This is a genomic window from Paraburkholderia tuberum STM678, from assembly GCF_902833905.1.
Taxonomy (GTDB): Bacteria; Pseudomonadota; Gammaproteobacteria; order Burkholderiales; family Burkholderiaceae; genus Paraburkholderia; species Paraburkholderia tuberum.
Genome location: NZ_CADFGP010000001.1, coordinates 137,681 through 161,918, shown reverse-complemented (window position 1 = coordinate 161,918; position 24,238 = coordinate 137,681). Strand labels below are relative to the sequence as shown.

Below are 24,238 nucleotides of genomic sequence, written 5' to 3'. Positions count from 1 at the left end.
CCCGCTGAATGATGGCCGAAACTGACGGTGTGATGCGCCCCCGAGAGCACCCGTGTCCCACTATCCTCATAGCAGCGTTGTGCAGCACAGCATTCGAAGACCTCCACATCTCGAATCGGGGAAAAAGATGCAAACGTTCGATGTGTTGACTTATGTTGCTCATACCTTGCGTGCGGGAGAGCGCGTAGCTGTTGCCTCTATTCTCTGCGTCGCCGTCGAGATAATGCTGCCGTATGGCAAGGTGTCGTTTGCATCACGCGCACGCGGCATTCTGTTTCACATTTGTTATTTGTTTATAGGTGGGCTTTTCTTCGAAATTTATCATTCTGTGATCGTCGCACTGCATATCCGACCGCTTTTCTCGATAGCGCTTGACGGCGTATTGGATTCGCCGCGGCCAGTCTGGCGCGCCACCGGCATCGCACTTGCTATCGCTGGGGCGTTACTGATTGGTGATTTGCTGTACTACTGGTTCCATCGCGCGCAGCATACGTTCGGTTTCTTATGGCGGTTCCACCAGGTCCACCATTCGATTCGCGAGATGAATGTGTGGAACTGCAATATGCATGTATCGGAGGAGTTGCTCCGTCCCCTCGTTGTCACGCTTCCAATGGCACTATTGATCGACTTCCATCCTCCATTCCTATGGTCGTTGATTGGCATGGTGATACTCATTCAGGGCACCTTCGAGCACGCTGATACACGCATCAGCTTTGGCCCGATTTCCTATCTGTTCCCAGACAATCGATTTCATCGAATTCATCATTCAGTCGAGTTGCGCCATTACAACCGAAATTTCGCTGCAGTCGTGACCTTATGGGACGTATTGTTTGGGACCGCACACTTCCCGAAGAAAGGCGAATGGCCCGATGTCGGTCTTGACTACACTGATGAACCTGACGGTCTGGTTGATTATCTGCTGATGCCATTCACCGTCAGGCTACCCGCCACCGCTGTACAAGACCCATCCTCACGGAGGACGGAGTGATGTCCCCACTCGCAACGACACTCGGATCGCGGCTTGCCGATGCGAAAAACAGGCCATCGGGTTTCGACTACATGCGTCTCGTGCTCGCCGTCCTCGTGGTCGCGAGCCACACCATTAACGTCTGTTATGGTCACAAGTTCACTCAAGCGGTATGGTCCGGGCCTGCACGAGCACCGCTCGCGCTAATTTTGCCAATGTTCTTCGCTCTGAGCGGTTTCCTGGTTGCTGGCAGCTTCGAACGTTGCCGCACGATCGTTTCCTTCTGTGGGCTGCGGGTACTGCGGCTGCTACCTGCATTGGCGGTCGACACGCTGATCGCCGCATTGCTGATCGGGCCGTTCTTTACCACGCTTCCACTTCATCAATATTTCACTGATCCCGAGTTCCGGGCGTACTTCCTGAACATTCTCGGAGACGTTCATTTCGAGCTGCCAGGTATGTTCGCCAACAATCCTTGGCCGGATGCGATCAATCAGCAATTGTGGACGTTACCGTTCGAACTAGCCTGTTACGTCGCATTGACTATTGCGTCGTATGCCGGCATGGCACAACGACCGCATCTTTTACTCGCCGCATCGATTGGTGCGAACGTCTTACTCGTTGCGCTTGCGCACCGTTCCGGTTCGGCTGGTATGACCGTACACGGACCGATGCTCGTTCTCTGTTTCTTCTATGGCGTTTGCGCGTACCAGTTCCGCAACCGGATCGTCTGGAGTTCATGGCTCTGTGTGCTATCTGGCCTCGTCGCAGTGATTTGCCTATCCGTTCGCGGCGCGGATTACTTCGCGGCGCTGCCCGCCGCCTATCTGACCGTCTTTCTCGGACTCACGCAACCAAGACGCCACCGCTTTGTCGCAAGCGGTGACTACTCATACGGCATCTTTCTTTACGGTTTCCCGATACAGCAATCTGTGGCCGCGATGCTTGCCCCGGCCGCCCTCACCTGGTACGTTCATTTTCCGATTTCCCTCGCCCTCACACTTCTCTTTGCAATGATGTCGTGGCATGGCGTCGAAAAGCGTGCCCTGAAACTGCGCGGCTTGCTGGACCGTATCGAAACCGGTGCGTTGCATATCGCCGCCGCCGTGCCGGGGGGGCGATATCTCGTACCGGCGCCCGCGGTCCGAATCACGAAGTCGCCGACCCTCGAATGATCGTCAGAAGGCGGGGAGAGGCAGCCGCAGAGATTCAATCTCGCGCAATTCGTAGCGGCGCTGCGGGGCGTCTTTGCTCATCAAGGTCAGATACGGAGCAGCGAAATACCACTCTTCATCCAATACATCCGTTGGGTAGGGCCTGCGTTTTTTCATGCCGCCAGGATACCAGGTCTGGCGCGAAGTTCCTAACACGCATCTAAGATGGGTGGTTCCCGTCAGAGCCACAAAGGAAGGTCATGGGCATCGACTCGATACATCAAACCGCCATCAAAGCTTTCGTGTTCGATGTCTTCGGAACCGTGGTTGACTGGCGAAGCGGCGTCGCGCGCGAAGCGCAACCGTTTCTGCAGCGGCACGCGCCGAATCTCGACGCATCCGACTTCGCGGACGCATGGCGACGCGAGTATTCGCCCGCGATGGAAGAAGTGCGTAGCGGACGCAGAGCGTATGTGCGTCTCGACGTGCTGCACCGGGAAAACCTCGTCAAAGTGCTGGCGCGTTTCGGCATCGCCAACGTTCCCGAACCGGAGATCGATGAGTTGAACCTGGCCTGGCATCGGCTGGACCCCTGGCCCGATGCCGTCGACGCATTGCGGCGCCTGAAGGCGCGCTTCATCATCGCACCGCTATCCAACGGCAACATTCGCCTGATGGTGGACATCGCAAAGCGTGCCGGTCTGCCTTGGGATGCCATTCTCGGTGCCGAAGTCGTCCGCGCTTATAAACCCTCGCCGCTGGTCTATAGCGAAACGGCGGAAATTCTCGGCATTGCGCCGCGCGAATTATGCCTCGTGGCCGCACATAACAACGATCTCGCCGCTGCCCGGCGCGTCGGCTTGCGCACCGCGTTCGTCGTGCGGCCCACCGAGCATGGCCCTCGACAGACGAGCGATCTGAAGGCGGACGAGGCGTGGGACTTCATCGTCGACGATCTGCACGAACTCGCGACGCAACTAGGCTGCGCGCGCTGACGCAAACCCACGCAAGGCGACGTACTGCAACAGCATGATCGTCTTGCCGTCGACGATTTCCCCTGCGTCGACCGCTCGCAACGCGGCGTGCAACGGCATTTCGATCACCTCGAGATCTTCCCCTTCATCCTCGACGCCGCCGCCGTCGTTGACCCGCATCGACGCATCGTACTCGCCGACATAGAAGTAGAGCTTTTCGGTTACGGATCCTGGGCTCATGTAGGCCTCGAAAACCTTGTGGACCTGACCCACGCGATACCCCGTTTCCTCCTCGACTTCGAGCCGGATGCGTTCTTCCGGCGAAGCGTTGTCGAGCAACCCGCCCGGCGCTTCGATCATCATGCCGTCGTGACCGTTCACGAACGCGGGCATGCGGAATTGTCGCGTGAGTATCACGTTGCCGGTGCGCGGACTGTGCAGCAGGATCGTCGCGCCGTTGCCGCGATCGTAGGTCTCGCGGTTCTGCCGCTGCCATCTGCCATCGCGACGCAGGAAGTCGAACGTCACCTTCTTCAGCGTGTACCAGTCGTCGGATAGCAAGGTCGTTCCGACGATGCGAACCCGGTCTTTCGTTGCGGTCATTGCGCCTCCTGTCGACCATGGACAATGATTCATGGTATCGTGCAACTTCGTGCACTTTCAAGATATTTCGTGCAATGCAATGTTGACGATCCAACGCAAGAAAGCGATCCTCGACGAACTCGCGCGCAACGGGCAGGTCCTGGCAGGCGAGCTGAGCGCGGCGTTTGGCGTGTCGGAAGACACGATCCGCCGCGATCTACGCGAACTGGCCGCGCAGGGGCGCTTGCAGCGGGTCCACGGCGGCGCGTTGCCCGCGTCGGCGGCGCTCGCGTCATTCGAGCAGCGTCAGGACATCGAGACGCTCGCCAAGCGGCGCATCGCTCGGCGAGCGGTCGAACTGATCGCGCCGGGGCAAACCGTGATCGTCGACGGCGGCACCACGTCGGCGCTATTGGTCCAGGCGCTGCCGTCCGATTTGCACGCGACCATCGTCACGCATAGTCCGAGCGTCGCCACGGCGCTTGCCGCGCATCCTTGTGTCGAGGTGATCCTGATTGGCGGCCGGCTTTACAAACATTCGATCGTGGCCGTCGGCGCCGCGGCGATGGAAGGCATTTCGCGCATCCATGCCGACCTGTACTTCATGGGGGTGACCGGCGTGCATCCCAGCGCTGGGCTGAGCACCGGTGACTTCGAGGAAGCCGCGATCAAGCGCGCGCTCGCCGCACGGGCGGCGGAAACGGTCGTGCTCGCGTCATCGTCGAAACTGAACGCCGCATCGCGGTTCGTGATCGGCGAGATCAAACTCGCGCAGACCATCGTGGTCGAGAAGAAGACCCGCGCGGAATTGACGAAGCCGATCGAAGCGGCTGGGGTGACTGTGGTGAGAGCGTAGGGGTGGCGCGCCCTGGATCACGCCGACGTCCTGGCTTTCGAGCAGGTACATGACGAAATCGCTGTCGTTGGCGATCACGCGTCCGTCGGGCGTACGCCGCCCGATCACACCCGCGCCTGACGGATAGACATAGAAGGCGCCGGTCGGACGAGGACAATAGAGCCCATCGATCGCATTCAGTCTATCCACCACGAGATCGCGCCGCTGCGATTTTTCGAAGCCGGAGTTTCATCCGCGCGCGCCCGCTTCCGAACAAAGATAAAACAGGCGACTTCTGGAGTGCTAGGATGACGCGCGCAACCCGGCTTGTTCCACGAAGCGACACTGCCGGGTTGCCGACGCGATGGTGAAATCGTTGCGTTGCGCAGCCTGATACTCAAGTACAGAGGAGACACTCAATGAAACTTTCGAAGCTGCTTATAAACGCGTTGGCGCTCTCGGCTCTCAGCTTTACCGCGGTCGCGGCTCATGCCGAAGATCTGCTCGACTCGGTCAAACAGGCCGGAGTCCTGAAGATCGGTCTCGAAGGCACCTATCCGCCGTTCGACTCGCGCAACAAGGACGGCGAGCTCGAAGGCTTCGACGTCGATGTCGCGAAAGCCGTGGCGGCGAAACTCGGCGTAAAGCCGGTATTCATTCCGACCGAGTGGAGCGGCATTATCGCGGCGCTGCAGAGCGGCAAATTCGACGTGATCATCAATCAGGTCACCATTACCCCGCAACGCAAACAGGTTCTTGATTTCAGCCAGCCGTACACGTACTCGGCCGCGCAGCTGATCCAACGGGCGGACGACAAGCGTGAGTTCAAATCGCTCGACGAATTCAAGGGCGACAAGAAGATCGGCGTGACGCTCGGCACCAACTACGACCAGATGGCCCGCGCGGTACCTGGCATCAACGTGCAAACTTATCCGGGTGCGCCCGAGAAACTGCGCGATCTCGCCGCCAGGCGTATCGATGCGACGATCGACGACCGGCTGATGCTGCCGTACATCATCAAGAACTCGCAGTTGCCGTTGCGTACGGGCGCGGTGCTGAAAGGCGCCGAGCAGGAAATGGGCATCCCGTTCCGCAAGGACAATCCGAAGTTCGCGAAAGCACTCGACGACGCGCTGACCCAAATGAAGCAGGACGGCACGCTCAAGAAGATCTCGATGCACTGGTTCGGCACGGACGTGACTCAGCCTATCGCGCAGTAATTTTCTCGTTGTTCTCGCGTACCCGCGCCGAGCTGCCGAATGGTCGACGCAGGTACGCCGCTTGCTCGCTGAGCGGTTTCTGCCGCGCAATCGCTCGCGATCAACGCTTCCATTGCTTCGAATCACGAAGCAAGCGCGGATACGCCATTACGCGCACCTTCTCCCTCGTTCATCACGTTTCATTCTTCGTGCTGAATGCATGCACGCTCTGCTGCGCCGCAGTTGCCTGATGCTTCGAAAGCGTGCGATGCTTTCGGAGCCATTGATCCGGCCACCCTCGTGTCGGACTCGCATGTCGCCGGGAGACGACCTCGAATGGCACGCGATGAGACCAGTGAAATGCCCACAACCTTGGAGGCATCATGAGCATTCAATCACTGTCTCGCAGCCGCAATGCATCAACCGCGCATCTCTTCCCCAGCTCAAATAAGTACTTCGTGCCGCGGCGTTCGCCGATCACGCTCGGCGTCGCCTGCATCGCCTCGCTCGTCTTCTCATCCGCGAGCTGTCTGGCCGATATCCAGGTGGGCGCTACGCTGCCGCCGGCGCCCGACATTCTGTACGGCGATCTGTTCGTCGCCGTGCAAACCGCGCAGATCTTCGCCGACCAGAAGACGTTCGTCGACGCGACGCCGAATGGCAATCCCGCCGCGATCGTCCAGCTATACGAAACGCAGAAGAACCAGCCCGGCTTTTCGCTGCAGAAATTCGTCAGCCAGTACTTCACGCCGCCGCCCGATCAGAGCATCACGCCGCCGCCGAACCAGAGTCTGCGCGAGCACATCGACTGGCTCTGGGACGGCCTCACGCGCACGACGACGAGCGCGCCCGACTACAGCTCGCTGATCCCGCTGCCCAAACCATACGTCGTGCCGGGCGGCCGCTTTCGCGAAGGCTACTACTGGGATACCTATTTCACGATGCTGGGGCTGCAGGAGTCCGGACGTGAAGATCTCGTCGACGATATGCTCGACAACTTCGCGTACATGATCGACACGTTCGGCCACATACCGAACGGCAATCGCACGTACTATCTGAGCCGCTCGCAGCCGCCGTTCTACTCGTATATGGTGGAGCTCGCGGCGCAAAAGGAAGGCAACAAGGTTTATCAGAAGTACCTGCCTGTGCTGCGCAAGGAGTACGCGTACTGGATGCAAGGCTCGTCCAGCACGCCGCCCGGCGGCGCTACGCACAATGTGGTCGTGCTCAACGATGGCACCGTGCTGAACCGCTACTGGGACGATCTGGACACGCCGCGCGACGAGTCGTACCTCGAGGACGTGCAGACCGCGCAGGCGAGCGCCCGGCCGGCCAACCAGGTCTACCGCGATCTGCGCGCGACCGCCGAAAGCGGCTGGGATTTCAGCTCACGCTGGTTCGGCGACAACCAGACGCTCGCAACGGTGCGCACGACATCGATCATCCCGGTCGATCTGAACAGCCTGTTGTTCCATCTGGAGACGACGATCGCGCGCGGCTGCTCGGAGACACGCGACTTCCGTTGCGTCGCGCAGTTCATCGGCTACGCGGCGCGGCGCGCGCAAGGCATCAACCGCTATCTGTGGAATAGCAACGGCTACTACGGCGACTATGACTGGCAACTCGGCAAGTCGCGCGACAACCAGACACCGGCGATGCTGTATCCGCTGATGGCCGGCGTGGCGTGGCCCGATCGCGCGTGGAAGACCGCCCAGACCGTGCAGAATGTGCTGCTCAAGCAGGGCGGCCTCACGACGTCGACCTATAACACCACGCAGCAATGGGACGCGCCGAACGGCTGGGCGCCGTTGCACTGGATCGCGATTCAGGGCCTCAAGCGCTACGGACGCGCCGACCTCGCGCAGCCGATCGGCACGCGCTTTCTCGCGGACGTCGAGAACGTCTACAACACGCAGCACAAGCTCGTCGAGAAATACGTCGTGGAAGGCGCGGGCGAAGGCGGCGGCGGGGGTGGCGAGTATCCGCTGCAGGACGGCTTCGGGTGGACCAATGGCGTAACCTTGATGCTGCTCGATCTGTATGGCAATGGGCAGTGAGTCCCCGCGGCATCGTCAAGCGAGTGTCGTGCGGCTAGTCCCAATGGAAGCAGAATGATCTGGCTCGCCAATATTGTTCTCGTGCTGCACGCGCTGATCGTGGTGTTTATCGTCGGCGGACTATTCGCCATCTGGATCGCCCACGGTTTGGGACTCCCGTGGGCGCGCAATCGCACATTCCGGACGGTACATGTTCTCGCCATCGGTATCGTGGCGACCCTTGCGGTGCTCAATGTGCCGTGCCCGTTAACCGTTCTGGAGGATCGTCTGCGCACGGGAACGGTCGGTCCGCAAGGCTTCATACAGCGCTGGGTCAGCGCCTGGCTGTATTACGACTTTCCGGGCTGGGTGTTCGTAGTCGCCTATGTCGCGTTCTTGCTGGCAGTGATTGTTACGTGGTTCCGAATTCGGCCACGAGCGTGACGGGCGTACCGCCGCCCCGCTCGCCGAAGCGATCGACGCCGCCCGGACGGAAATTCCCCAGCCTGCTATTTTTTTTAATTCTATTGAGGACGCGTTTTCACCGGTTAAATTTACCATTCAGTTATATTTATCAAATGCAATTAATTCCGACGACATAGCCACGAAAATCCGCAGTTCGTCGTCGCCATTCAATGCAATTCGGATAAATCCGCCAGCGTTTTTCTGCCCCCATGCGGCGGCGACCGCGCCAACGCTCGATCTCAAAGCGCTACTCCTCCACAAAATCCGACTTTATTCTGAATCGCATAATTGCCGCTTGATCCTTGACAAGACCGCATTTCGCATCCTATTTTCACTCTTGCTGTAAGCAACGGAAAGATTCAATTTTAAATTTCTCTTGAAATGTCGAGATAAATCGACAGGGAATCCATTTATCCATTCAATTAGTAATTTCAGAAAGCGAATGGAAATATTGATGCAAGTATTTTGAATTAATGCATTGCGAAAAGCGGCCTTTGTGTAGCGGTATCACTCACCAGGGAACGAGATGAATCCAGACAGAAGGAGTACCGACGATGGTCGCGTCCGTCGTCATGGCCGGCTCGCCGCGCTAAGCGCGCTGACACTCGGAATCGTTATGCTCGCCGGATGCGGCGGCAGCGACGGAGGTTCGTCGGCGTCGGCGGTACCGAGCGGCATGGCGCAGGTCGCCAATCAGGCGCAAGCGGCGTCGGCGCCGCAGACGCCATCCGCCAATCAGCCCTACACCGATCTCACCACCTATTCGACGAGTGCGACGTCCGGGATAGCCGCGTCGCTAGTCGCGGAGAAAGCGGCGATCATGCATTACCAATGGACGTCCGGCAGCACCACCGTCAATTACACGACGACCACCGGCCACCTGACCGCGATGGATCTGACGAGCGGCGCACCCGAAGCGACGATGTCCTACGTGGCCTACACGGCGCCGAGCACGAATGGCAAACCGCGCCCCGTTACGTTCGTCTATAACGGCGGGCCGGGTTCTTCGTCGATCTGGCTGCGTCTCGGATCGTTCGCGCCGACGCGCGTCGCGACCACCGATCCGCTGCTGAACGGCACCAGCTGGCCGAACTACCCGCTTGTGAACAACACCGAGAGCCTGATCGACACGACCGATCTCGTGTTCATCGATCCGCCTGGCACGGGCCTCTCCGAAGCGATCCTGCCGAACACGAACCAGACCTACTGGAGCACCGATGCGGACGCGAACATCATGCGCGACTTCATCATCCGCTACCTGACGGTCAATTCACGCAGCAGCTCGCCGATCTATCTGTACGGCGAATCGTACGGCACGCCTCGCACCGACATCCTCGCGCTCGCGCTCGAATCGGCCGGCGTGCAACTGACGGGGATCACGCTGCAGTCTTCGATCCTGAACTACTTCGCGGATGCGATCGAGGCGGTGGCAATCACGGGTTCGCCCGACCAGCTCGCGCTCGAAACCGATACATTGAGCGGCTACATGCCGGGCTACGCCGAGGTCGCGGCGTACTACAACCAGGTATCGCCAGCGCCAGTGAGTCAGGCGACCTACGCGCTTCGCAGCGAGGCGTTCGTGACCGCCAACTACAACCTGTTCAAGAATTATTCGCTGTACTGGACCTTGAGCCAGCTCGGCGCGCCCACCTACGCGGGACCGCCGAACTTCCCGCCCACGTGGCTGGAGAAGTTCTGGGACGCCGAATCCGGTCTCACGTTGCAGGCGATGCAGGGCTACTTCAACGTCAATCCGTTCAACCTCACGCTGGTGCCAGGCTCGACGATAGGCCGCTACGATGGTCGCGTGTCGTTGCCCAACTCGGACTCGCGTCTGCAGAGCGACGGCGACCCGTCGGACATCCTGATCTCGCTGCCATTCACCAATGCGTTGGCGACACAGATGCCGGATTACCTCGGTTACACGGCGCCGAACGCGGCGTACATGCCGCTGAACGACGCGATCATCGAGGTGTGGGATTTCTCGCACGGCGGCCAGCCGCTGCCCGACACGATCCCCGATCTGCTCGGCGCGCTAACGCTGAATCCGCAACTGAAGGTGCTGGCGGAAAACGGCTTCCACGATCTCGCCACGCCGTTCTTCAATACCGAGAAGCAGCTCGCGCGGCTCAAGACGGTCCAGGGTCTCAACCCGAATCTGCAGGTCAACTTCTTCCAGGGCGGACATATGATTTATCTGGATGACGTGGCGCGCCCGCAGATGAAGGCGGATCTCGCGGCCTTCTATGGCGGCACGCCGATAGCGGGCGCGCTGACGCTCGCGACGCTGCCTCAGCCGTGGGCCGACGAAGCGTCAGCCGCTACGCCGACGAGCGAGGCGCTCGCCGCGGCCGCGCCCTGATCGGTGGTGGTTTCGCTTCGCGCGAAACCCTCTGACTACTTTTTATGGCGAATGATCATGTCTTCAATCGATATCTTGCGACGTACTCTGGCATTGATCGTCCTCGGTGTGATCGTCGGCAGTGCGCATGCGTTGCCGCCCCAGCCGGTGGCGCCCGTGACGCTACCCAACGGCGAACACGGTGTGGACGGTCCGTTCTTTCCTCACAACCGTGCCAACGCGGTCGCGCCGACCACCGGCTCGACGCTGCAGCAGCAGGCTCAGCAGCGCGTGGAGAGCAGACTGGGCGCGAAATCGGTGCTCAGCAACGGCTCGTCGATCACCAAGGCCCAGGCGCAAAGCAATGGGCTCGGCTATATCGCCAGGCATTTTGACGAGATCGATACCGCGCATTCGGGCCGCGTGACGTTGAACGACGTTCGGCAGTATCTGCAGCAGCATCAGCAGTGAGAGTCAGCTAGTCCAGTGGTCCGGGATGACGGCCGGCGGTGCGTCGCGATCGTGCGACGCACCGCCGGCCGTATGCGGCTGCGCGCCGCGCCCGCGCGCGGCGGATCGCTCACGCTCACTTGCCCGTTGCCGCCTGGATCATCTTCCATCCATTGCCCGCCGGATCGCGAAAGCCCGCATCGACGCTGCCGAAACGATCCACCGGCTCCTGCGTGAATTCCACGCCGCGCGCCTTCAACTGCTCGTAGCTCGCGCGACAGTCGGCAACGGACAGCACCAATGGCGGCATCGCCCCCTTCGCGACCATCGCGCGCAGCGTTTGCGCGGTCGCTTCATCGTGGACCGGCGGCCCCGGCGCGAACAGTCCCAACTGGAAAGTCGGCTGTTCCGGGTGCTGGACCGTGAGCCAGCGGTAAGCACCGTTGCGCACGTCGGTGTGGACGCGAAAGCCGAGTTTGTCGACGTAGAACGAAAGCGCCGCATCCTGATCGTCGACGTACAAACCGACCACATTGATACCCTGATTCATCACTCCTCCCTCGCTGGTTGAGGGTTCGACTGTATCGCTGGCCACGCGGCGGCGCTTCTCCAAAACTGCGATCGGCAGATTCGGGCGTTAGCCCGGCCTTCGGCACGCCGGCGCGCCGGCTTCGGCGACGACCGCGCGAATCTCGTCCTCCGGTAACCGAGCGCGCCGATCGGATCGGTCGGCGACGCGACGCCGCCGGAGGCCATGATCTTGATCTGGTCGGCGCCCATCTGCAGTTCTTCGCGCACGGCGCGGCGCAACGCGTCGACGCCATCGACGACCCGGCTCAATGCACCGATACCCTCATTCACGACGTCTCGCTGATAGGAGGCTCGGCAGTGTCGCCGACCACGCGGCGGCGCTTTTCCAGAACTGCGGTCGTCAGATCGGGGCGTTGCGCGGCCTTCAGCACGCAGGCGGGCACGCGATCGAGTTCAGCGGGATTGGCGCGTGCCTGCACGCGCATCTCGCTCGGGCTCAGGCCGGTAATGTCGCGAAAGACGCGGCCGAACGTGCCGAGGCTTTCCCAGCCGGTCGCGAACGCGATGTCGGTGATGCCGAGGTCGGTATCGCGCAGCAGTGTGGTGGCCTGTTCGATACGCCGCGTCAGCAGATAGCGGTGTGGCGGCACGCCGAAGGCCCGCTTGAACGAACGCGCGAAGTGCGCCTCCGACACGCCGCTGACTTCAGCCAGGCGCCGCACGGGCCAGGCTTCGTGCGAGGCCACATCGATGCGGTCTTTCGCACGCAGCAGGCGACGCAGCAGAGCCGGGTCTTCGAGTGCTTCGGCGCCGCCCGAGACGGGGGTCGGCTGGACTGCAGGGTCGTGTGAGCCGGGCATATGTTCGCGTTAGAACCGATAGCCGATGCCCGGCCGCCGCCGCGCCGAGAACGATCGCGGCCATGAGGAGCGTCCAGGCAGGCTTTGTCATCGAGCGGCAGGCCTCGTGTTGATGGAACGACGCACAAGCTGCGGCCCCTGGCCGCAACCCGAGGCCATTGTTGCACGGCTTTGCGTGAACCTCGCGTCAAAGGCCACTCGAAAATTTTTCGATTTATTTAAAGAGATGGCAATGGTGCTGTGGACGATACCGCGAAGAACACCGACGCGTTGACCCGGGTTCGGCGTCGAAGGCGGTCACGCAGGCGCTGGCGACCGGCAGCACCACGACTTCGTCGGCCGGCAAGATCGCGTTCGACGGCTACCTGAAGAACGTCGTGTTCGCCTACAACTACATCAGCACCGGCGACGACCGGCCAGACGTGGTCGGGTTCTTCACAGTAAGCAGCAAGCGTTAAACGCTGATGGCAACAGCGTGTGGCGGCGGTAAGCCGCACGCGTCGAGATAGACGTGTTTCATTCGACGGCCCGCGCGGACTATTCCGCCCGGGCCGTTTTCATTTCATGCGCCGGGTCGATCATATGTCCGCCATGGTGGGCGCTTCACGCGGTCTGTTCGGTCTTGCCGTAAGTGAGCCGGCCGTTTTTCGACAGCAGCACCGCAACCGGCCGCGTCATTTCGAACTCGGAGAAAATGATCGTCATGCTGGCGGTGATCGGCACCGCGAGAAAGGCGCCCGGCACGCCCCACAAAGCCGACCACACGGCCATGCTCGCGAGAATCGCGAACGGGCTCAGGTTCAGGGAGTTGCCCGTCAGATACGGATCGAGAATATTGCCGATCACGAAGTGAATCGCGGTCAGCGACACCAGCACGACCAGGATCGAATTCAGGTCGCCGAACTGCAGCACCGACATCAGCACCGGGAACACGATCGCGAGCACCGAGCCGATATAGGGCACGTAGTTCAGCAGCGCGGTCAGTATCGCCCACAGCCCGGCGAACTCGAGGCCGACGCTGCGCATCAAGAGCCAGCAGATCCCGCCTAGCAGCACGCCGAGAAACGTCTTCAGCGCGAGATAGGCGCCAATGCGCCGGTTGATGTCGGTGACCACGCCCCGGATACGCGCCGCGTTGGTCGAATTGGCGGTCATGTTCGTCAGCTTGTCGCCGAACGTCCGGCGCTCGACCAGCAGAAAACTCGCATACAGCACGATCACGAACAGGTCGATGATCACCGACGACAGCGACGCCAGCATGCCGGTCACCATCGCCTGAATATTCAACTGTGTGAGTATGTTCCGCCGCAGCGATTCCCACGTCGGCTCGCTTTCGAGGTGCAGCAGCGTCGAAATCTTGTGGATCATCAGCAGGACCGAGTCCTGGTAGCGCGGCGCGAGCGCGACGAGCGCGTCGTAGTTCTCGACGAGCATGTCGACCGCGAAGAAGATCGCGGCGCCGATCAGGAACATCGAGAGTCCGTAGCGCAACTGGACCGGCAGCCGCGGGCCGAGCACCGGAATGCGTTGCAGCAGCCGCGTGAAGTCGACCACCACGTATACCGCGATCGCGCCGAACACGATCGGCACGAAAACCGCGCGCCCGATATACAGCACCCAGCCCACAATCAGCAGCAGCACCACTACATATACGGACGCTTGCAATCTGTCGGTCATTGGTCAGTGCTCCATGAATCCGCAAACAGGTGCGCCAGAGAGTCGCCCCAAGGTCACCCGAGGACGAAGGCGATGGCCGGGCACGCGCCCGCCGTGCGATCCCCTTACCAGCCGGTCGCGCGATGGACAGCACTGATCTTCGCACAGAACGATGACAGCTCACATAAAAATCGCGCCAGATCGCTCCGCCGGCAAACTCCGGGCCGACACCTCGAAATGCGCCCGCAGAATGTCGCGAAACGTTGTGATGCGCCGGATTCGCTCGTGAAACCCATCTGCTACGCTGCCCTAATCGGTTTCAATCACCTGACGTGATCCGAAGCGAGCACCTGCGTCACGCGGTGGCAGCGCACGGCCGAATCCATGCAGTAAAGCCGCGCCGCGCGTGGGCGATTCGCGCCGCTATATGGGCGACTTGCGCAGTATCGAGCTGACGTCGTTGCGCGACATCACGCTGCAAATCGGTACGCCGCCGGTAAGCACGTTGGCGACGGATTCGTGGTACGAACCGCAGTGACGTCGGCCGGAGGCCGCGTCACTTCGCCATGGCGCGGCTTCAACGCGACGTACCCGAATGCCCGATACCGCCCGGCCCACGCGGCACGATGCCCGCGACGGAGCGCGGCGCCGCGTTCGCGACCAGAATCATCGCCGCGCCGGCGAGACCGCTCGCCACGTGCTTCAACGCATGGCCGGCGATCACGTGATGCGTCAGCTCCCAGATCTGCCAATCGAGGCTTTCGAAAATCTTCGCGACCCCGTAGAAGACGATCACGAGCGTCCACGCGATCACGCCGTCCACCTTGCGCGTGAGCGTCAGGCCGACGATCAGCATGAGCCCGCCGAACTGAAGAATCGCGTAAGGCCACAGGCTGTTGAACACGAGCCAGTAGCCGACGGTGGCGGGCGACACGACCACCATGATCAGCATCTGCGCCCAGCCGACGCGCTGTCCGCCCCACGACGTCCATAGCATGGCGAGGATGCCGGCGAACACGATGGTCATCGGCAGGCGGTCCCAGACGAGCGTCGCATCGTTCGGCGCCATGTGGTAGTAAGCCGAGCCGAACGCGGTGAAGAGCAGCCCGAGCGCGACGACGACCATGCCGGGAAATTGCGCCGGCTGGTCGGACGCATGGCGCCGGACCCAACGCAGACAGAGCACACCGGCGATCAGAATGACGACGTTCGACAGCACGTCGGCAGCATGGTGCAGCGGCCCCAGCGAGCGTTGATCGGCGAAGTGGTGATACGAGGCCGGCTGCGCGAGCGGCCATATCATCTGCAGCGCGGTGCCCACCACGAAAAGCAGCACGCTAGCAAGCAGCAAGCGGGAGATCTTCACGTTGCTCGACTCCATAGTGGGCGAAACGCTCGAAGGCGCCGTGAACCGGACCCTTTATGACCCTTTACGCTGACACGGAGCGGATCACGCTCGATAGCATGGAAACCATGCGGTCGATGCGCAGCCGGGTTGGCCCCCATTCGAATTCGCGCAGCCTGCTCGTATCATCGGACAAAGCGCTTTGCGCAACAAGAGCGTCGGGCGGCGCACCGATGGGCATGCGCTCACAGTATTCTTCTCAACCAATGCAAGTTGCGTGCAAGCATGCGCGCGACACCGTCAGTACAGGCGGTCGAGCGAAGCTTTGTCGAGCAACGCCACGCGATGTTCCGATTCTGGAACCGGCCGGCTCGCGCGACCCAAACGAAGACCTGGACTCCATGCAAGCGCAGATACACCACCCGTCGTTCCCGCACCGCCGATGGAGAGGCGCGCTGTGCGCGCTGCTGTGCGCAAGCCTGCTGGCCGGCTGCGCGCCGTTACCGTCGCTCGAGGGTCGCCAGACGTCGCATGCGTTGTCGCCCGCGGTGGCGGCCACCACGGATCTCGGTCGCGCGGTCGCGCCCGAGCTGGCCGCGCACGCGGGGCTGGCGGGCATTTATCCGCTGGCGGATGCGCATGTCGCGTTTGCCGCGCGCATGGACCTGATCCGTTCCGCGCAACGCACGCTCGACATCCAGTACTACATCTGGCGCGACGATCTGACCGGCACGCTGCTGCTCGAACAGATCCACGAAGCGGCGGACCGGGGCGTGCGGGTGCGCCTGCTGCTCGACGATCTCGGCATCGCCTCCGCGCTCGACCCGACACTGGCGGCGCTCGACGCGCATCCGAACATCGAGGTGCGCCTGTTCAACCCGTTCGTCGTGCGCAGCCCGAAAATCCTCGGCTTCGTGACCGACTTTTCGCGCGCCAATCGACGCATGCACAACAAGTCCCTGACCGCCGACGCCACCGCGACGATCCTCGGCGGCCGCAACATCGGCGACGAGTACTTCGATGCCACCGACGGCGTCGTCTTCGCCGACCTCGACGTACTCGCGGTCGGACCGGCCGCGACCGACGTCTCGCGCGATTTCGACCGCTACTGGGCAAGCGCGTCGGCGTATCCGGTCGGGAAGATCCTGCCGCACGAGAGCGTCGATGAGCTGGCCACGCTGGAGCGTAATGCGCAGGCGATCGAGCAGGATCCTGCCGCCGCTGAGTACAAGCAAGCGCTGCGCGGCCCGCGCGTCGTGCAGAACCTGCTCGACGACAAGCTGCCGCTCGACTGGGCCAAAACGAAGATGATCAGCGACGACCCCGCGAAAGGCCTGAACAACGCGCCGCCGGAAGCGCTGATTTCCCACCAGCTCCGCGAAGTGATGGGCCAGCCGACGAAGTCGCTCGACCTCGTCTCCCCGTACTTCGTGCCGGCAAACACGGGCACGCGGTATCTGAGCGGGCTCGCCGCCCAGGGCGTCGACGTGCGGGTGTTGACGAACGCGCTCGAAGCGACCGATGTCGTCGCCGTGCACTCGGGCTATATGAGGCGGCGCGTCGAGTTGCTGCAAAACGGCGTGCACCTGTATGAATTGCGGCGCGTGGCGGGCGCCACCTACAAGAAAGAACAGTCGCCGGGGCCGTTCGGCAGTTCCGGGTCGAGCTTGCATGCGAAGACTTTCGTCGTGGACTCCCAGCGGGTCTTCGTCGGTTCGTTCAACTTCGATCCGCGCTCCGCGCATCTGAATACCGAGCTTGGACTCGTCATCGACAGCACCGAGCTCGCGACGCGGGTCGATCGCAAGTTTCTCGCGCTGCTGCCGAGCGTCGCGTACGCGGTACATCTCGACAAAAACGGCAAGCTGTACTGGATCGAAACCAACGGCGACGTCGAAACCCGCCACGACACCGAACCGAATACCACGTGGTACGCACGGCTCGGTGTATGGATGCTGTCGATTATGCCAATTGAGTCGCTGCTATAGCTCACAGTTCAGAATCGTCGCAAATCGCGATCTCGCAGGGGATCGGGCGTGCGCTGCGTCTCGCGCAACACGCCGTTGGTGTCGAACGCGAAATTGAACAACATGTGGTGGATGTTGCTTTCGATATAACGGTATGACCAGACTTCGCGTTGCGAGAGCCGGAAGAACTGCGTTTGCACGGGGCGGCCGAAATTGACCAGCACATCGTCGCGCGTCCATTTGCCGATTTCCGCGCGATTGAATTCGCTCAACTGCAAGACCTGACGCACGTTCACGATCTTGCCTGAAGCGTCGATATCGGCGGCGACGGTGGTCGAGCCCATCGGCTGGGTCGGCCACATCAGTCGGCGGCCGCCCCCCGGCAGGTCATAGACTTCGCGCGGCGGACCCATGCGGGCGACGATCGCCGCTTGATCCTGACCCGCCTGGAATTGCTGCCACGGTTGCGCGCAAGCCGCGAGCATCAACGCCGTCGCGCACGTGAGCGCGGCGCGGCGCAATGCCAGCGGCGCGCGCGCGGTTCGCGCGGCAGCGTTCCGAACGCGGGCGAGGCGGGTAAGCAAGGGTTCCCCCGTTACGTTCGATCGCACGATCCCTCACCGCGCAAAAGCCGAGGCGACACGGGCTGCGCGCCCGCTCGCCCATGGCTGCAGTCAGGTAACCGACGCTTACTGCACGAGCTTCGCGCGCAGACGCGAGTGCTCTTCCTCGGAAATTGAACCGGACGCTTTCAGCTTGTCGAGCTTCTCGATTTCGTCGGCGACACTGAAGCCCACCACATTGCGCAGATCTTCGCGCACCTGCTTGACCCGCGCCTGATCGCGTTCCGCCATGCCGCGATGCTGCGTGAGCAGATACGCGAAGATGCCGATATACGGCAGGATGATGAGAAAAATCACCCACAGAACCTTGCCCCATCCGGACACGTCATGGCGGCGGAACAGGTCGCTCGACACCGTGATCAACAGCCAGAACCACAGGATAAAGATGAAGATGGAGAAAACGTCGGCCAGAAAATTCGGGAATGTGAAACCATCATTAAAGAAAAGCATTGTTGTTCTCCAGTCATTCCGGTTGCAATTGAACGGCTTAACGGATTTCGAGCTATGGTTGCCCCGCTATGGATGACGCATACGATCAGCACGGCAGCGCCGAAAACCTACCATGACCGCATGTCGATTCGCACGCGCATTCATACTGTATGAAAGACATGCATGAGTTTCAATGGCTCGTTTAAAGCCACAAACCCGCTGTTCGTCACGTCTTTCATTTGTGCTCCTCACTTCGGGCGCCGCAAATGCATGATGCGGATCTTTTTGTCTTTATAGCTTATCCCGATCGTGTAACGCGAGCAATTTTTAAGGATTCCGTTCGATTGACGATTTCTGGTGGTGTGGCGATCATGCCGCGTGGCATTGAACATGCATATGTGAAAATGATGTCAAAAAACCAGCGCTTTTGCCCGGCAAAAAAAATGCCAAAAGAGACGTTTGCGAAGCATCCATGCAGCCCCTGACCGGCCGGCTATGCGCCTCGTCACGCCGCGGCACGATCAACGCGACTCGTCATTCGCGACGCAGGTCACCGAGTGCGAAGCCGACTACACATGGCAGGACGACCGAACCACGAGCGCTTCAACAGGTGCCGCGGCCGGATCGGTCACCTCGATCGTCATATGCGTGAGCGCGCTTTTCGCTGCAAACGCATCGAGCCACTGCCGCGCGAGGCGCGGCAGCACGTGCTGTTCGATGAAGCCGATCAAAAGACGCGCACCGGTCTCCTGCACGAGACAGCGCCCGACGATGTAGTCGACCACCTCCGCCGCATAACTCAGCGCGATGCGGTTGTTGTCCGCCATCCGCCGAACGACTCGATCGAGATGCAAACGCACGATCCGCGCGAGCGAATCCGAGCCCAGCGGACGATACGGCACCAGCGTCACGCGTCCGAGGAAGGCGGCCGGAAACGCCTTCAGCAATTCCGTCGAAAGCGCGGAACGCAGGCCGTCAAAGTCCGGTGCAAGCATTTCGTCCGCGCATAGGCTCGCGGTCAGATCGGAGCCGACATTGCTGGTCATCAGGATGGTCGTATTGCGGAAATCGATATAGCGACCATCGCCGTCTTCCATGTAGCCCTTGTCCAGCACCTGGTAGAACATTTCGTGCACGTCGCCGTGCGCCTTTTCAATCTCGTCGAGCAACACGACCGAGTACGGACGTCGGCGCACCGCTTCGGTCAGCACGCCGCCATCGCCGTACCCGACGTAGCCAGGCGGCGCGCCCTTGAGTCCCGAGACCGTATGCGCCTCCTGGTACTCGCTCATGTTGATCGTGATGAGGTTCTGCTCGCCGCCATAGAGCGCCTCCGCCAATGCGAGCGCGGTTTCCGTCTTGCCGACGCCGGACGGCCCCGCGAGCAGGAAGACGCCGAGTGGCTTGCGCGGGTCCGCGAGCCCGGCGCGCGCCGTCTGCACGCGCTCGCCGATCTGCTGCAACGCGTCGGGCTGGCCGATCACGCGCGCTGCCAGCGTGGCGGGCAGCACCTGAACGGCGCTGACCTCATCGGTGATCATGCGTCCGACTGGAATACCGGTCCAGTCAGAGACGATGTCGGCGACGATCGCTTCGCCGACTTCCGGGAACACGAATGGCGTATCCGCCTGCAGGTTCGATAACGTCCGCTCCAGCTCGCGCAACGTCTCCAGCGCGGTCGCCGCGCGGTCGCGCACTTCGGCCTCAGGTCCGGCTGCGGCGGCGCGCTCGCTTTCGACCTCGCGCGCGTGCGCCAGCGCCTTCGCCACATCGGACTGGGCCTGCCAGGCGGCTTCGACAACACTTTCCTCGAGCTCGAGCGTCGCGATGGTCGCCTTGACGTCGGCCAGCGCAGCCTCGCTGCCGAGCCCGATGCGCACCTCGCTACCGAGCAGCTCGGCTTCGACGCGCGCGGCTTGCAAGCGCTCGCGTATCCGCTGCAATTCGCGCGGCGGCGCATGCTGCGATAGCGCGACGCGCGCGCAGGCGGTGTCGAGCAGGCTGATCGCCTTGTCCGGCAACTGACGCGACGGGATGTAGCGATGCGACAGTGTCACGGCTGCGCGAATCGCTTCGTCCAGAACCACGACGCCATGATGGCTCGCGAGCGTGCGCGCGAGTCCGCGGACCATATCGATCGCGGACGGCTCCTCGGGCTCGGCGATCTGCAGCACCTGAAAGCGCCGCGTGAGCGCCGGGTCTTTCTCGATGTGCCGCTTGTACTCGGCCCACGTCGTCGCGCCGATCGTGCGCAACGTGCCGCGGGCGAGCGCCGGTTTCAGCAGGTTCGCCGCGTCGCCGGTGCCGGCCTGGCTGCCGGCGCCGACCAGCGTGTGAATCTCATCGACGAACAGCACGACCGGCGCCGACGACCTCGCCGCCTCCTCGAGTACCGACTTCAGCCTGGCCTCGAACTCGCCCTTCATGCTCGCGCCGGCGAGCAGCGCACCGACGTCGAGGCTCAACAGCCGCACGTCGGCAAGTTTCGGCGGGACTTCGCCGGCCGCGATCGCGCGCGCGAGGCCTTCGACCACCGCCGTCTTGCCAACCCCGGCGTCGCCGGTCAGCAACGGATTGTTCTGACGCCGGCGCAACAGCACGTCGATCATCGTGCGAATCTCGACTTCGCGCCCAACCACCGGATCGATTTCACCGGCGCGCGCGCGTGCGGTCAGATCCGCGCAAAACTGCGCGAGTGCCGCGCCCTTCACCGATGCAGCGAGCGCACCGGACGCCTCGCCCGGCACCGCCGACGAAAAATCACTCTGGTCGTACGGGGTGTCCTCCGCTTCGGGGGAGCCGGCAATCCACGCCGGCAACGCATCGTGAAGGCCGTCGACGGCAATCTTGCCGAACTCCGGTGAAATGGCCAGCAGCAAGCGCCGCAACTCAGGCGTCTCGACAAGCGCCGCCATCAGCCATGCGCCGCGAATCCGACCGTCGCCGAATGCCAGCGTCGCGACCACCCACGCGCGCTCGATTGCCGTCTCGACGTGATGCGAAAAATCCGTGAGCGCGCTCGCGCCTGACGGTAGCGCGGCAAGCGCGGTCTGCAGGTCCCGCTCGAGCAGTTCGCGGCTGATGCCGCAGTGTCTGACGATGCGGTGCAGGTCGCTATCGGACTGCGCGAGCAACTGGTGCAGCCAGTGCGCGAGCTCGATATACGGGTTGCCGCGCAGCTTGGAAAACGCCGTTGCGGATTCGATGCTCCTGAAGAGCGTTGCGCCGAGCTTGCCGAACAACGCGTGGCGTGAAATGGACATGATGACGTTGCAGGTAAAGATGTTTGTAGCGGAAAGGCGTGGCCTCGCGTCGGCATCCCGCGCTCCGCGGGCAGGTATCCGACAAAGCGCGCCGGCCAGACTGATCGAGCGACAAAGGATAGCCGGTCGATCGCTGTGTGTATTTGGGCCGTCGCCCATATTCCGCTCGAGGAGCGCGAAGTAGCATTCATATCTTCCACGCGCCAACCCGCATTTTCAGTTGGTGATTTTTTTATTTCTGCGGCGAGAGAGTTTTTACAAATGCGCGCTTTCCAGGCAAATCTCATTCGCCGTTGCATACCGGTCAGGCCATGACTGGATATCACGCACGCTGGGACCATTCGCCCTTCGAGGCAAGCGCGCTCAGGACCTTCGCACGAACGATCCAGTCTTTCCGGCTCGCCCCAACCGTTTCGCGAATCGATCTGTCGGAAATGAGTGAGGCAAGCCAGCGGGCCTTCGTAGGCGAGAACAGTCACGCCGGCGTGGAGGGTTCGCCTCGCGCTGGGCCGAGCGCGCATACCGACCTTCAGCCTATGCCCGATTTATCACGGAACCCGCCTCTCGAAATAGCGAATGCGTCCGGAGACTTTGTCCAGGCACCACCGTCGAGCGTGAATTCTCCGGCGGACCGGATCGAGCCCGTGCTCATGCAGCCGGATGACTTCAGCGACCTGATCGCACTCGCCGACGAGGACGATCCGCTGCAGTTGCGGCGCGAACCGAATCCAGCGGAACCCGGCGCACACGACGGCATGGCAAAGCTTCTGGCAGCCGACATCGACGCAGCGGACCCGCTCGCCGCGCTCACGCTGGAATATCGTCACGCGCTGTTGAGCCAGGAGAGCGGCAACGCGCACGAGCCCAAGGCGTCGGCCGAAGATCACGGCGGGTCGATCATCGGCTCACCTCACGATCCGTTCGCCGAGCTTGTCGATCCGTCGCGTGCTGAAGCGTCGGTGTTCGACCTGCTGACGAAGGGGAAGAACATCGACACCCTGCTCGATAGCCTTGACTCGTTCAGTGCCGAGCAGATTTTCGAGTCGGACGAAACGCACGAGATCCTCGCGCTACTCGCGCCGCGCGGAATTCCCGCGCACCGTGCGAGCAGAACCGCGCAGCTTGCGCGCGAAGAACATCACATGATCAGTATGGACAGCCACATCGCCATGCCTGAATCGATTGAATACGAAGAGCCTGAATTTTCAGATGAAAATAACCGCTAACCTGCCCAAGTCGGAGACGCCAACACTTCGCAGCCTGCTCGACGCGCAGACTTACTGCGAACTCAAGGAGCAAACCATCGACAACGTGCGCAAGCATCCGTCGAACGTGCGCGAACGCTGGCTGTTGTTCGAGCTGTTGTGCCTCGACGGTGAATGGAAACGCGCGTTACAGCAGCTGCAAACCTGGGCCACGCTAGAGCCGGAAGGCACATCGCGCGCCCAGATGTATCGCGGGCTGATTCGCAGCGAGATGTTCCGCGCCGAGGTGTTCGCGGGTCAGCGCGCGCCGGGCGAGATCAATCCGCTGCCCGAGTGGGTGAAATCGCTGCTCCAAGCCAACGTCAAGCTGGGCGAGGGCAACCTCGCCGCCGCCGACGAACTGCGCGGCGCCGCGTTGAACGCCGCGCCGGCCACGCGCGGCGACAGCACGCAGATCGGCGCATTCGAGTGGCTGACCGATAGCGATAGCCGGCTGGGCCCCGTGTGTGAGCTGACCGTAGCGGGCGGGTATCGCTGGGTGCCGTTCGACTCGATGAAATCGCTGACACTCGGTCCGGTCACCGCGCTGACCGACCTCGTCTGGCGCTCGGCCGTCGTGGGCCTACGCGACGCGACTATCCTGCGCGGCTACCTGCCGGTGCGCTATCCAGGCTCGGAAAGTGGTCCCGCCGCCGCCCGGCTCTCGCGCGAAACAACCTGGAAAGACGTAGGGGAAACCGGCGTGATCGCGCTCGGCCAGAAAACCTGGAGCACCGACAAGGGCGCCGTCGGCCTGCTCGACATCGGCGAATGCCGGTTCAATCACGACGAGCACGTATGACCACCTCCGACGCGCGACACCGGCAAGCCTACATGCCGTCGCTGATCGACCGCCTGCTCGACGATGCGCCCGCGCGGCGCAGCGAGCGGCCCGAGGCCTATGCGCCCAACAGCGAAGGCATGCGCCGCATCATCCAGCGTGATCTCGGCCTGCTGCTCAACACGACGAACCTGGACGACGAAATGGACATCGCGCGCTACCCCATGCTAGCCGCGTCGGTCGTCAATTACGGCATTCCCGCGTTGTCCGGTAGCTACCTCACCAGTCGCAACTGGGAAACCGTCGAGAAGATGGTCCGCAACGCGATCGTTCGCTTCGAGCCGCGGCTGATTCCGGAGTCGCTGCGCATCCGGCCGCTCAATAGCAAGAACCCGGTACGCTACAACCAGCTCGAGTTCGAGATTCATGGCCTCATGCGCTGGTCGCCCTATCCACTGGAATTTCGCATCCAGAGTGCATTCGACATCGAAATGAATCACGTCACGTTCGAGCTGGGCTCCGGCAAGGGAAGTTGA

Annotated in this window: 23 protein-coding genes and 2 pseudogenes; 15 read left to right on the top strand and 10 right to left on the bottom strand. The window is 62.0% G+C overall.

Annotation, left to right across the window (positions count from 1 at the left end; translation table 11 throughout):
- Positions 1-127 precede the first annotated feature (127 nt).
- Positions 128-988, top strand: coding sequence for a sterol desaturase family protein (locus tag HWY30_RS00710; RefSeq protein WP_090810755.1), 861 nt, complete (start codon positions 128-130; stop codon positions 986-988).
- A complete protein-coding gene (locus tag HWY30_RS00705) occupies positions 988-2,142 on the top strand; it encodes an acyltransferase family protein (protein ID WP_090810753.1) in 1,155 nt (384 codons plus the stop codon). Before HWY30_RS00710 ends, HWY30_RS00705 begins: the two co-directional genes overlap by 1 nt.
- Positions 2,143-2,178: 36 nt before the next feature.
- On the opposite strand, the pseudogene HWY30_RS00700 reads toward HWY30_RS00705, so the two are convergent.
- A pseudogene (locus HWY30_RS00700) lies at positions 2,179-2,298 on the bottom strand (IS5/IS1182 family transposase); the annotation flags it as partial.
- Positions 2,299-2,381: 83 nt separating this feature from the next.
- Here HWY30_RS00700 and HWY30_RS00695 point away from each other — a divergent pair.
- Positions 2,382-3,116, top strand: coding sequence for a haloacid dehalogenase type II (locus HWY30_RS00695; RefSeq protein WP_090810751.1), 735 nt, complete (start codon positions 2,382-2,384; stop codon positions 3,114-3,116).
- Here HWY30_RS00695 and HWY30_RS00690 read toward each other — a convergent pair.
- Entirely contained in the window at positions 3,099-3,698 is a 600-nt protein-coding gene (locus HWY30_RS00690) for an NUDIX domain-containing protein (RefSeq protein WP_090810749.1), read from the bottom strand. The genes HWY30_RS00695 and HWY30_RS00690 overlap by 18 nt on opposite strands.
- 79 nt (positions 3,699-3,777) lie before the next feature.
- On the opposite strand from HWY30_RS00690, the gene HWY30_RS00685 reads away from it, so the two are divergent.
- The 6 genes from HWY30_RS00685 to HWY30_RS00660 all read left to right on the top strand — a co-directional run bounded on the left by HWY30_RS00685 (position 3,778) and on the right by HWY30_RS00660 (position 11,024).
- Positions 3,778-4,533, top strand: a complete 756-nt coding sequence (locus HWY30_RS00685; protein WP_167368787.1) for a DeoR/GlpR family DNA-binding transcription regulator — start codon at positions 3,778-3,780, stop codon at positions 4,531-4,533.
- A 398-nt stretch (positions 4,534-4,931) separates the two neighbouring features.
- The gene (locus HWY30_RS00680) at positions 4,932-5,732 is read left to right on the top strand and encodes a transporter substrate-binding domain-containing protein (protein WP_018422645.1); all 801 of its coding nucleotides are present in this window, start codon (positions 4,932-4,934) and stop codon (positions 5,730-5,732) included.
- Positions 5,733-6,094: 362 nt separating this feature from the next.
- Entirely contained in the window at positions 6,095-7,768 is a 1,674-nt protein-coding gene (gene treA / locus HWY30_RS00675; protein ID WP_090810745.1) for an alpha,alpha-trehalase TreA, read from the top strand.
- Between the two features lie 54 nt (positions 7,769-7,822).
- On the top strand, positions 7,823-8,191 hold the full coding sequence (locus HWY30_RS00670) for a DUF2784 domain-containing protein (RefSeq protein WP_090810742.1): 369 nt from the start codon (positions 7,823-7,825) through the stop codon (positions 8,189-8,191).
- 547 nt (positions 8,192-8,738) lie between these two features.
- Positions 8,739-10,574 (top strand): S10 family serine carboxypeptidase-like protein, encoded by a 1,836-nt coding sequence (locus HWY30_RS00665; protein WP_090810740.1) that lies wholly within the window; start codon positions 8,739-8,741, stop codon positions 10,572-10,574.
- 51 nt (positions 10,575-10,625) lie between these two features.
- Positions 10,626-11,024: a 2-oxoglutarate dehydrogenase gene (locus tag HWY30_RS00660; RefSeq protein WP_090810738.1), complete on the top strand. Its 399-nt coding sequence runs from the start codon at positions 10,626-10,628 to the stop codon at positions 11,022-11,024.
- 115 nt (positions 11,025-11,139) lie between these two features.
- Here the strand turns inward: HWY30_RS00660 and HWY30_RS00655 are convergent, their stop codons facing one another.
- From HWY30_RS00655 to HWY30_RS00640, 4 genes and pseudogenes are all read right to left on the bottom strand, one after another.
- Positions 11,140-11,553: a VOC family protein gene (locus HWY30_RS00655; protein ID WP_090810736.1), complete on the bottom strand. Its 414-nt coding sequence runs from the start codon at positions 11,551-11,553 to the stop codon at positions 11,140-11,142.
- A gap of 111 nt (positions 11,554-11,664) precedes the next feature.
- A pseudogene (locus HWY30_RS00650) lies at positions 11,665-11,852 on the bottom strand (amidohydrolase family protein); the annotation flags it as partial.
- An 8-nt stretch (positions 11,853-11,860) separates the two neighbouring features.
- Entirely contained in the window at positions 11,861-12,394 is a 534-nt protein-coding gene (locus tag HWY30_RS00645; RefSeq protein ID WP_090810734.1) for a helix-turn-helix transcriptional regulator, read from the bottom strand.
- A 603-nt stretch (positions 12,395-12,997) separates the two neighbouring features.
- Positions 12,998-14,071 (bottom strand): AI-2E family transporter, encoded by a 1,074-nt coding sequence (locus tag HWY30_RS00640; RefSeq protein ID WP_090810731.1) that lies wholly within the window; start codon positions 14,069-14,071, stop codon positions 12,998-13,000.
- Between the two features lie 385 nt (positions 14,072-14,456).
- On the opposite strand from HWY30_RS00640, the gene HWY30_RS42410 reads away from it, so the two are divergent.
- Positions 14,457-14,588, top strand: a complete 132-nt coding sequence (locus tag HWY30_RS42410) for a hypothetical protein (RefSeq protein WP_279613266.1) — start codon at positions 14,457-14,459, stop codon at positions 14,586-14,588.
- Positions 14,589-14,627: 39 nt separating this feature from the next.
- Here the strand turns inward: HWY30_RS42410 and HWY30_RS00635 are convergent, their stop codons facing one another.
- Positions 14,628-15,416, bottom strand: coding sequence for a hypothetical protein (locus tag HWY30_RS00635; protein ID WP_090811839.1), 789 nt, complete (start codon positions 15,414-15,416; stop codon positions 14,628-14,630).
- A gap of 380 nt (positions 15,417-15,796) precedes the next feature.
- On the opposite strand from HWY30_RS00635, the gene HWY30_RS00630 reads away from it, so the two are divergent.
- Positions 15,797-17,383, top strand: a complete 1,587-nt coding sequence (locus HWY30_RS00630) for a phospholipase D family protein (RefSeq protein ID WP_090811837.1) — start codon at positions 15,797-15,799, stop codon at positions 17,381-17,383.
- Between the two features lie 8 nt (positions 17,384-17,391).
- Here the strand turns inward: HWY30_RS00630 and HWY30_RS00625 are convergent, their stop codons facing one another.
- Both HWY30_RS00625 and HWY30_RS00620 read right to left on the bottom strand, forming a co-directional pair.
- The gene (locus HWY30_RS00625) at positions 17,392-17,946 is read right to left on the bottom strand and encodes a hypothetical protein (protein WP_090810730.1); all 555 of its coding nucleotides are present in this window, start codon (positions 17,944-17,946) and stop codon (positions 17,392-17,394) included.
- Between the two features lie 105 nt (positions 17,947-18,051).
- The gene (locus HWY30_RS00620) at positions 18,052-18,435 is read right to left on the bottom strand and encodes an SHOCT domain-containing protein (RefSeq protein WP_090810728.1); all 384 of its coding nucleotides are present in this window, start codon (positions 18,433-18,435) and stop codon (positions 18,052-18,054) included.
- Positions 18,436-18,680: 245 nt separating this feature from the next.
- Between HWY30_RS00620 and HWY30_RS00615 the strand changes: the two genes are divergently transcribed.
- Positions 18,681-18,899 (top strand): hypothetical protein, encoded by a 219-nt coding sequence (locus tag HWY30_RS00615; protein WP_143037291.1) that lies wholly within the window; start codon positions 18,681-18,683, stop codon positions 18,897-18,899.
- Positions 18,900-18,983: 84 nt separating this feature from the next.
- Here the strand turns inward: HWY30_RS00615 and tssH are convergent, their stop codons facing one another.
- On the bottom strand, positions 18,984-21,677 hold the full coding sequence (gene tssH / locus HWY30_RS00610; RefSeq protein WP_090810726.1) for a type VI secretion system ATPase TssH: 2,694 nt from the start codon (positions 21,675-21,677) through the stop codon (positions 18,984-18,986).
- A gap of 650 nt (positions 21,678-22,327) precedes the next feature.
- Between tssH and HWY30_RS00605 the strand changes: the two genes are divergently transcribed.
- From HWY30_RS00605 to tssE, 3 genes are read left to right on the top strand one after another with little or no spacing between them, the layout of a single operon-like run.
- Positions 22,328-22,903 (top strand): TagK domain-containing protein, encoded by a 576-nt coding sequence (locus tag HWY30_RS00605; RefSeq protein WP_244144720.1) that lies wholly within the window; start codon positions 22,328-22,330, stop codon positions 22,901-22,903.
- Positions 22,887-23,723 carry a type VI secretion system accessory protein TagJ gene (locus HWY30_RS00600; protein ID WP_090810722.1) on the top strand — a complete coding sequence of 279 codons (837 nt, stop codon included), beginning with the start codon at positions 22,887-22,889 and terminating at the stop codon, positions 23,721-23,723. The genes HWY30_RS00605 and HWY30_RS00600 overlap by 17 nt, the downstream gene beginning before the upstream one ends.
- Positions 23,720-24,238 (top strand): type VI secretion system baseplate subunit TssE, encoded by a 519-nt coding sequence (gene tssE / locus HWY30_RS00595; RefSeq protein WP_090810720.1) that lies wholly within the window; start codon positions 23,720-23,722, stop codon positions 24,236-24,238. The genes HWY30_RS00600 and tssE overlap by 4 nt, the downstream gene beginning before the upstream one ends.

What these genes read in the sequence shown, in the direction of transcription:
- HWY30_RS00710 (WP_090810755.1), top strand. Translation starts at nt 128, where the DNA reads ATGCAAACGTTCGATGTGTTGACTTATGTTGCTCATACCTTGCGTGCG.
- HWY30_RS00705 (WP_090810753.1), top strand. Translation starts at nt 988, where the DNA reads ATGTCCCCACTCGCAACGACACTCGGATCGCGGCTTGCCGATGCGAAA.
- HWY30_RS00695 (WP_090810751.1), top strand. Translation starts at nt 2,382, where the DNA reads ATGGGCATCGACTCGATACATCAAACCGCCATCAAAGCTTTCGTGTTC.
- HWY30_RS00690 (WP_090810749.1), bottom strand. Translation starts at nt 3,698, where the DNA reads ATGACCGCAACGAAAGACCGGGTTCGCATCGTCGGAACGACCTTGCTA.
- HWY30_RS00685 (WP_167368787.1), top strand. Translation starts at nt 3,778, where the DNA reads ATGTTGACGATCCAACGCAAGAAAGCGATCCTCGACGAACTCGCGCGC.
- HWY30_RS00680 (WP_018422645.1), top strand. Translation starts at nt 4,932, where the DNA reads ATGAAACTTTCGAAGCTGCTTATAAACGCGTTGGCGCTCTCGGCTCTC.
- treA (WP_090810745.1), top strand. Translation starts at nt 6,095, where the DNA reads ATGAGCATTCAATCACTGTCTCGCAGCCGCAATGCATCAACCGCGCAT.
- HWY30_RS00670 (WP_090810742.1), top strand. Translation starts at nt 7,823, where the DNA reads ATGATCTGGCTCGCCAATATTGTTCTCGTGCTGCACGCGCTGATCGTG.
- HWY30_RS00665 (WP_090810740.1), top strand. Translation starts at nt 8,739, where the DNA reads ATGAATCCAGACAGAAGGAGTACCGACGATGGTCGCGTCCGTCGTCAT.
- HWY30_RS00660 (WP_090810738.1), top strand. Translation starts at nt 10,626, where the DNA reads ATGATCATGTCTTCAATCGATATCTTGCGACGTACTCTGGCATTGATC.
- HWY30_RS00655 (WP_090810736.1), bottom strand. Translation starts at nt 11,553, where the DNA reads ATGAATCAGGGTATCAATGTGGTCGGTTTGTACGTCGACGATCAGGAT.
- HWY30_RS00645 (WP_090810734.1), bottom strand. Translation starts at nt 12,394, where the DNA reads ATGCCCGGCTCACACGACCCTGCAGTCCAGCCGACCCCCGTCTCGGGC.
- HWY30_RS00640 (WP_090810731.1), bottom strand. Translation starts at nt 14,071, where the DNA reads ATGACCGACAGATTGCAAGCGTCCGTATATGTAGTGGTGCTGCTGCTG.
- HWY30_RS00630 (WP_090811837.1), top strand. Translation starts at nt 15,797, where the DNA reads ATGCAAGCGCAGATACACCACCCGTCGTTCCCGCACCGCCGATGGAGA.
- HWY30_RS00620 (WP_090810728.1), bottom strand. Translation starts at nt 18,435, where the DNA reads ATGCTTTTCTTTAATGATGGTTTCACATTCCCGAATTTTCTGGCCGAC.
- HWY30_RS00615 (WP_143037291.1), top strand. Translation starts at nt 18,681, where the DNA reads ATGCATGATGCGGATCTTTTTGTCTTTATAGCTTATCCCGATCGTGTA.
- tssH (WP_090810726.1), bottom strand. Translation starts at nt 21,677, where the DNA reads ATGTCCATTTCACGCCACGCGTTGTTCGGCAAGCTCGGCGCAACGCTC.
- HWY30_RS00605 (WP_244144720.1), top strand. Translation starts at nt 22,328, where the DNA reads ATGCAGCCGGATGACTTCAGCGACCTGATCGCACTCGCCGACGAGGAC.
- HWY30_RS00600 (WP_090810722.1), top strand. Translation starts at nt 22,887, where the DNA reads ATGAAAATAACCGCTAACCTGCCCAAGTCGGAGACGCCAACACTTCGC.
- tssE (WP_090810720.1), top strand. Translation starts at nt 23,720, where the DNA reads ATGACCACCTCCGACGCGCGACACCGGCAAGCCTACATGCCGTCGCTG.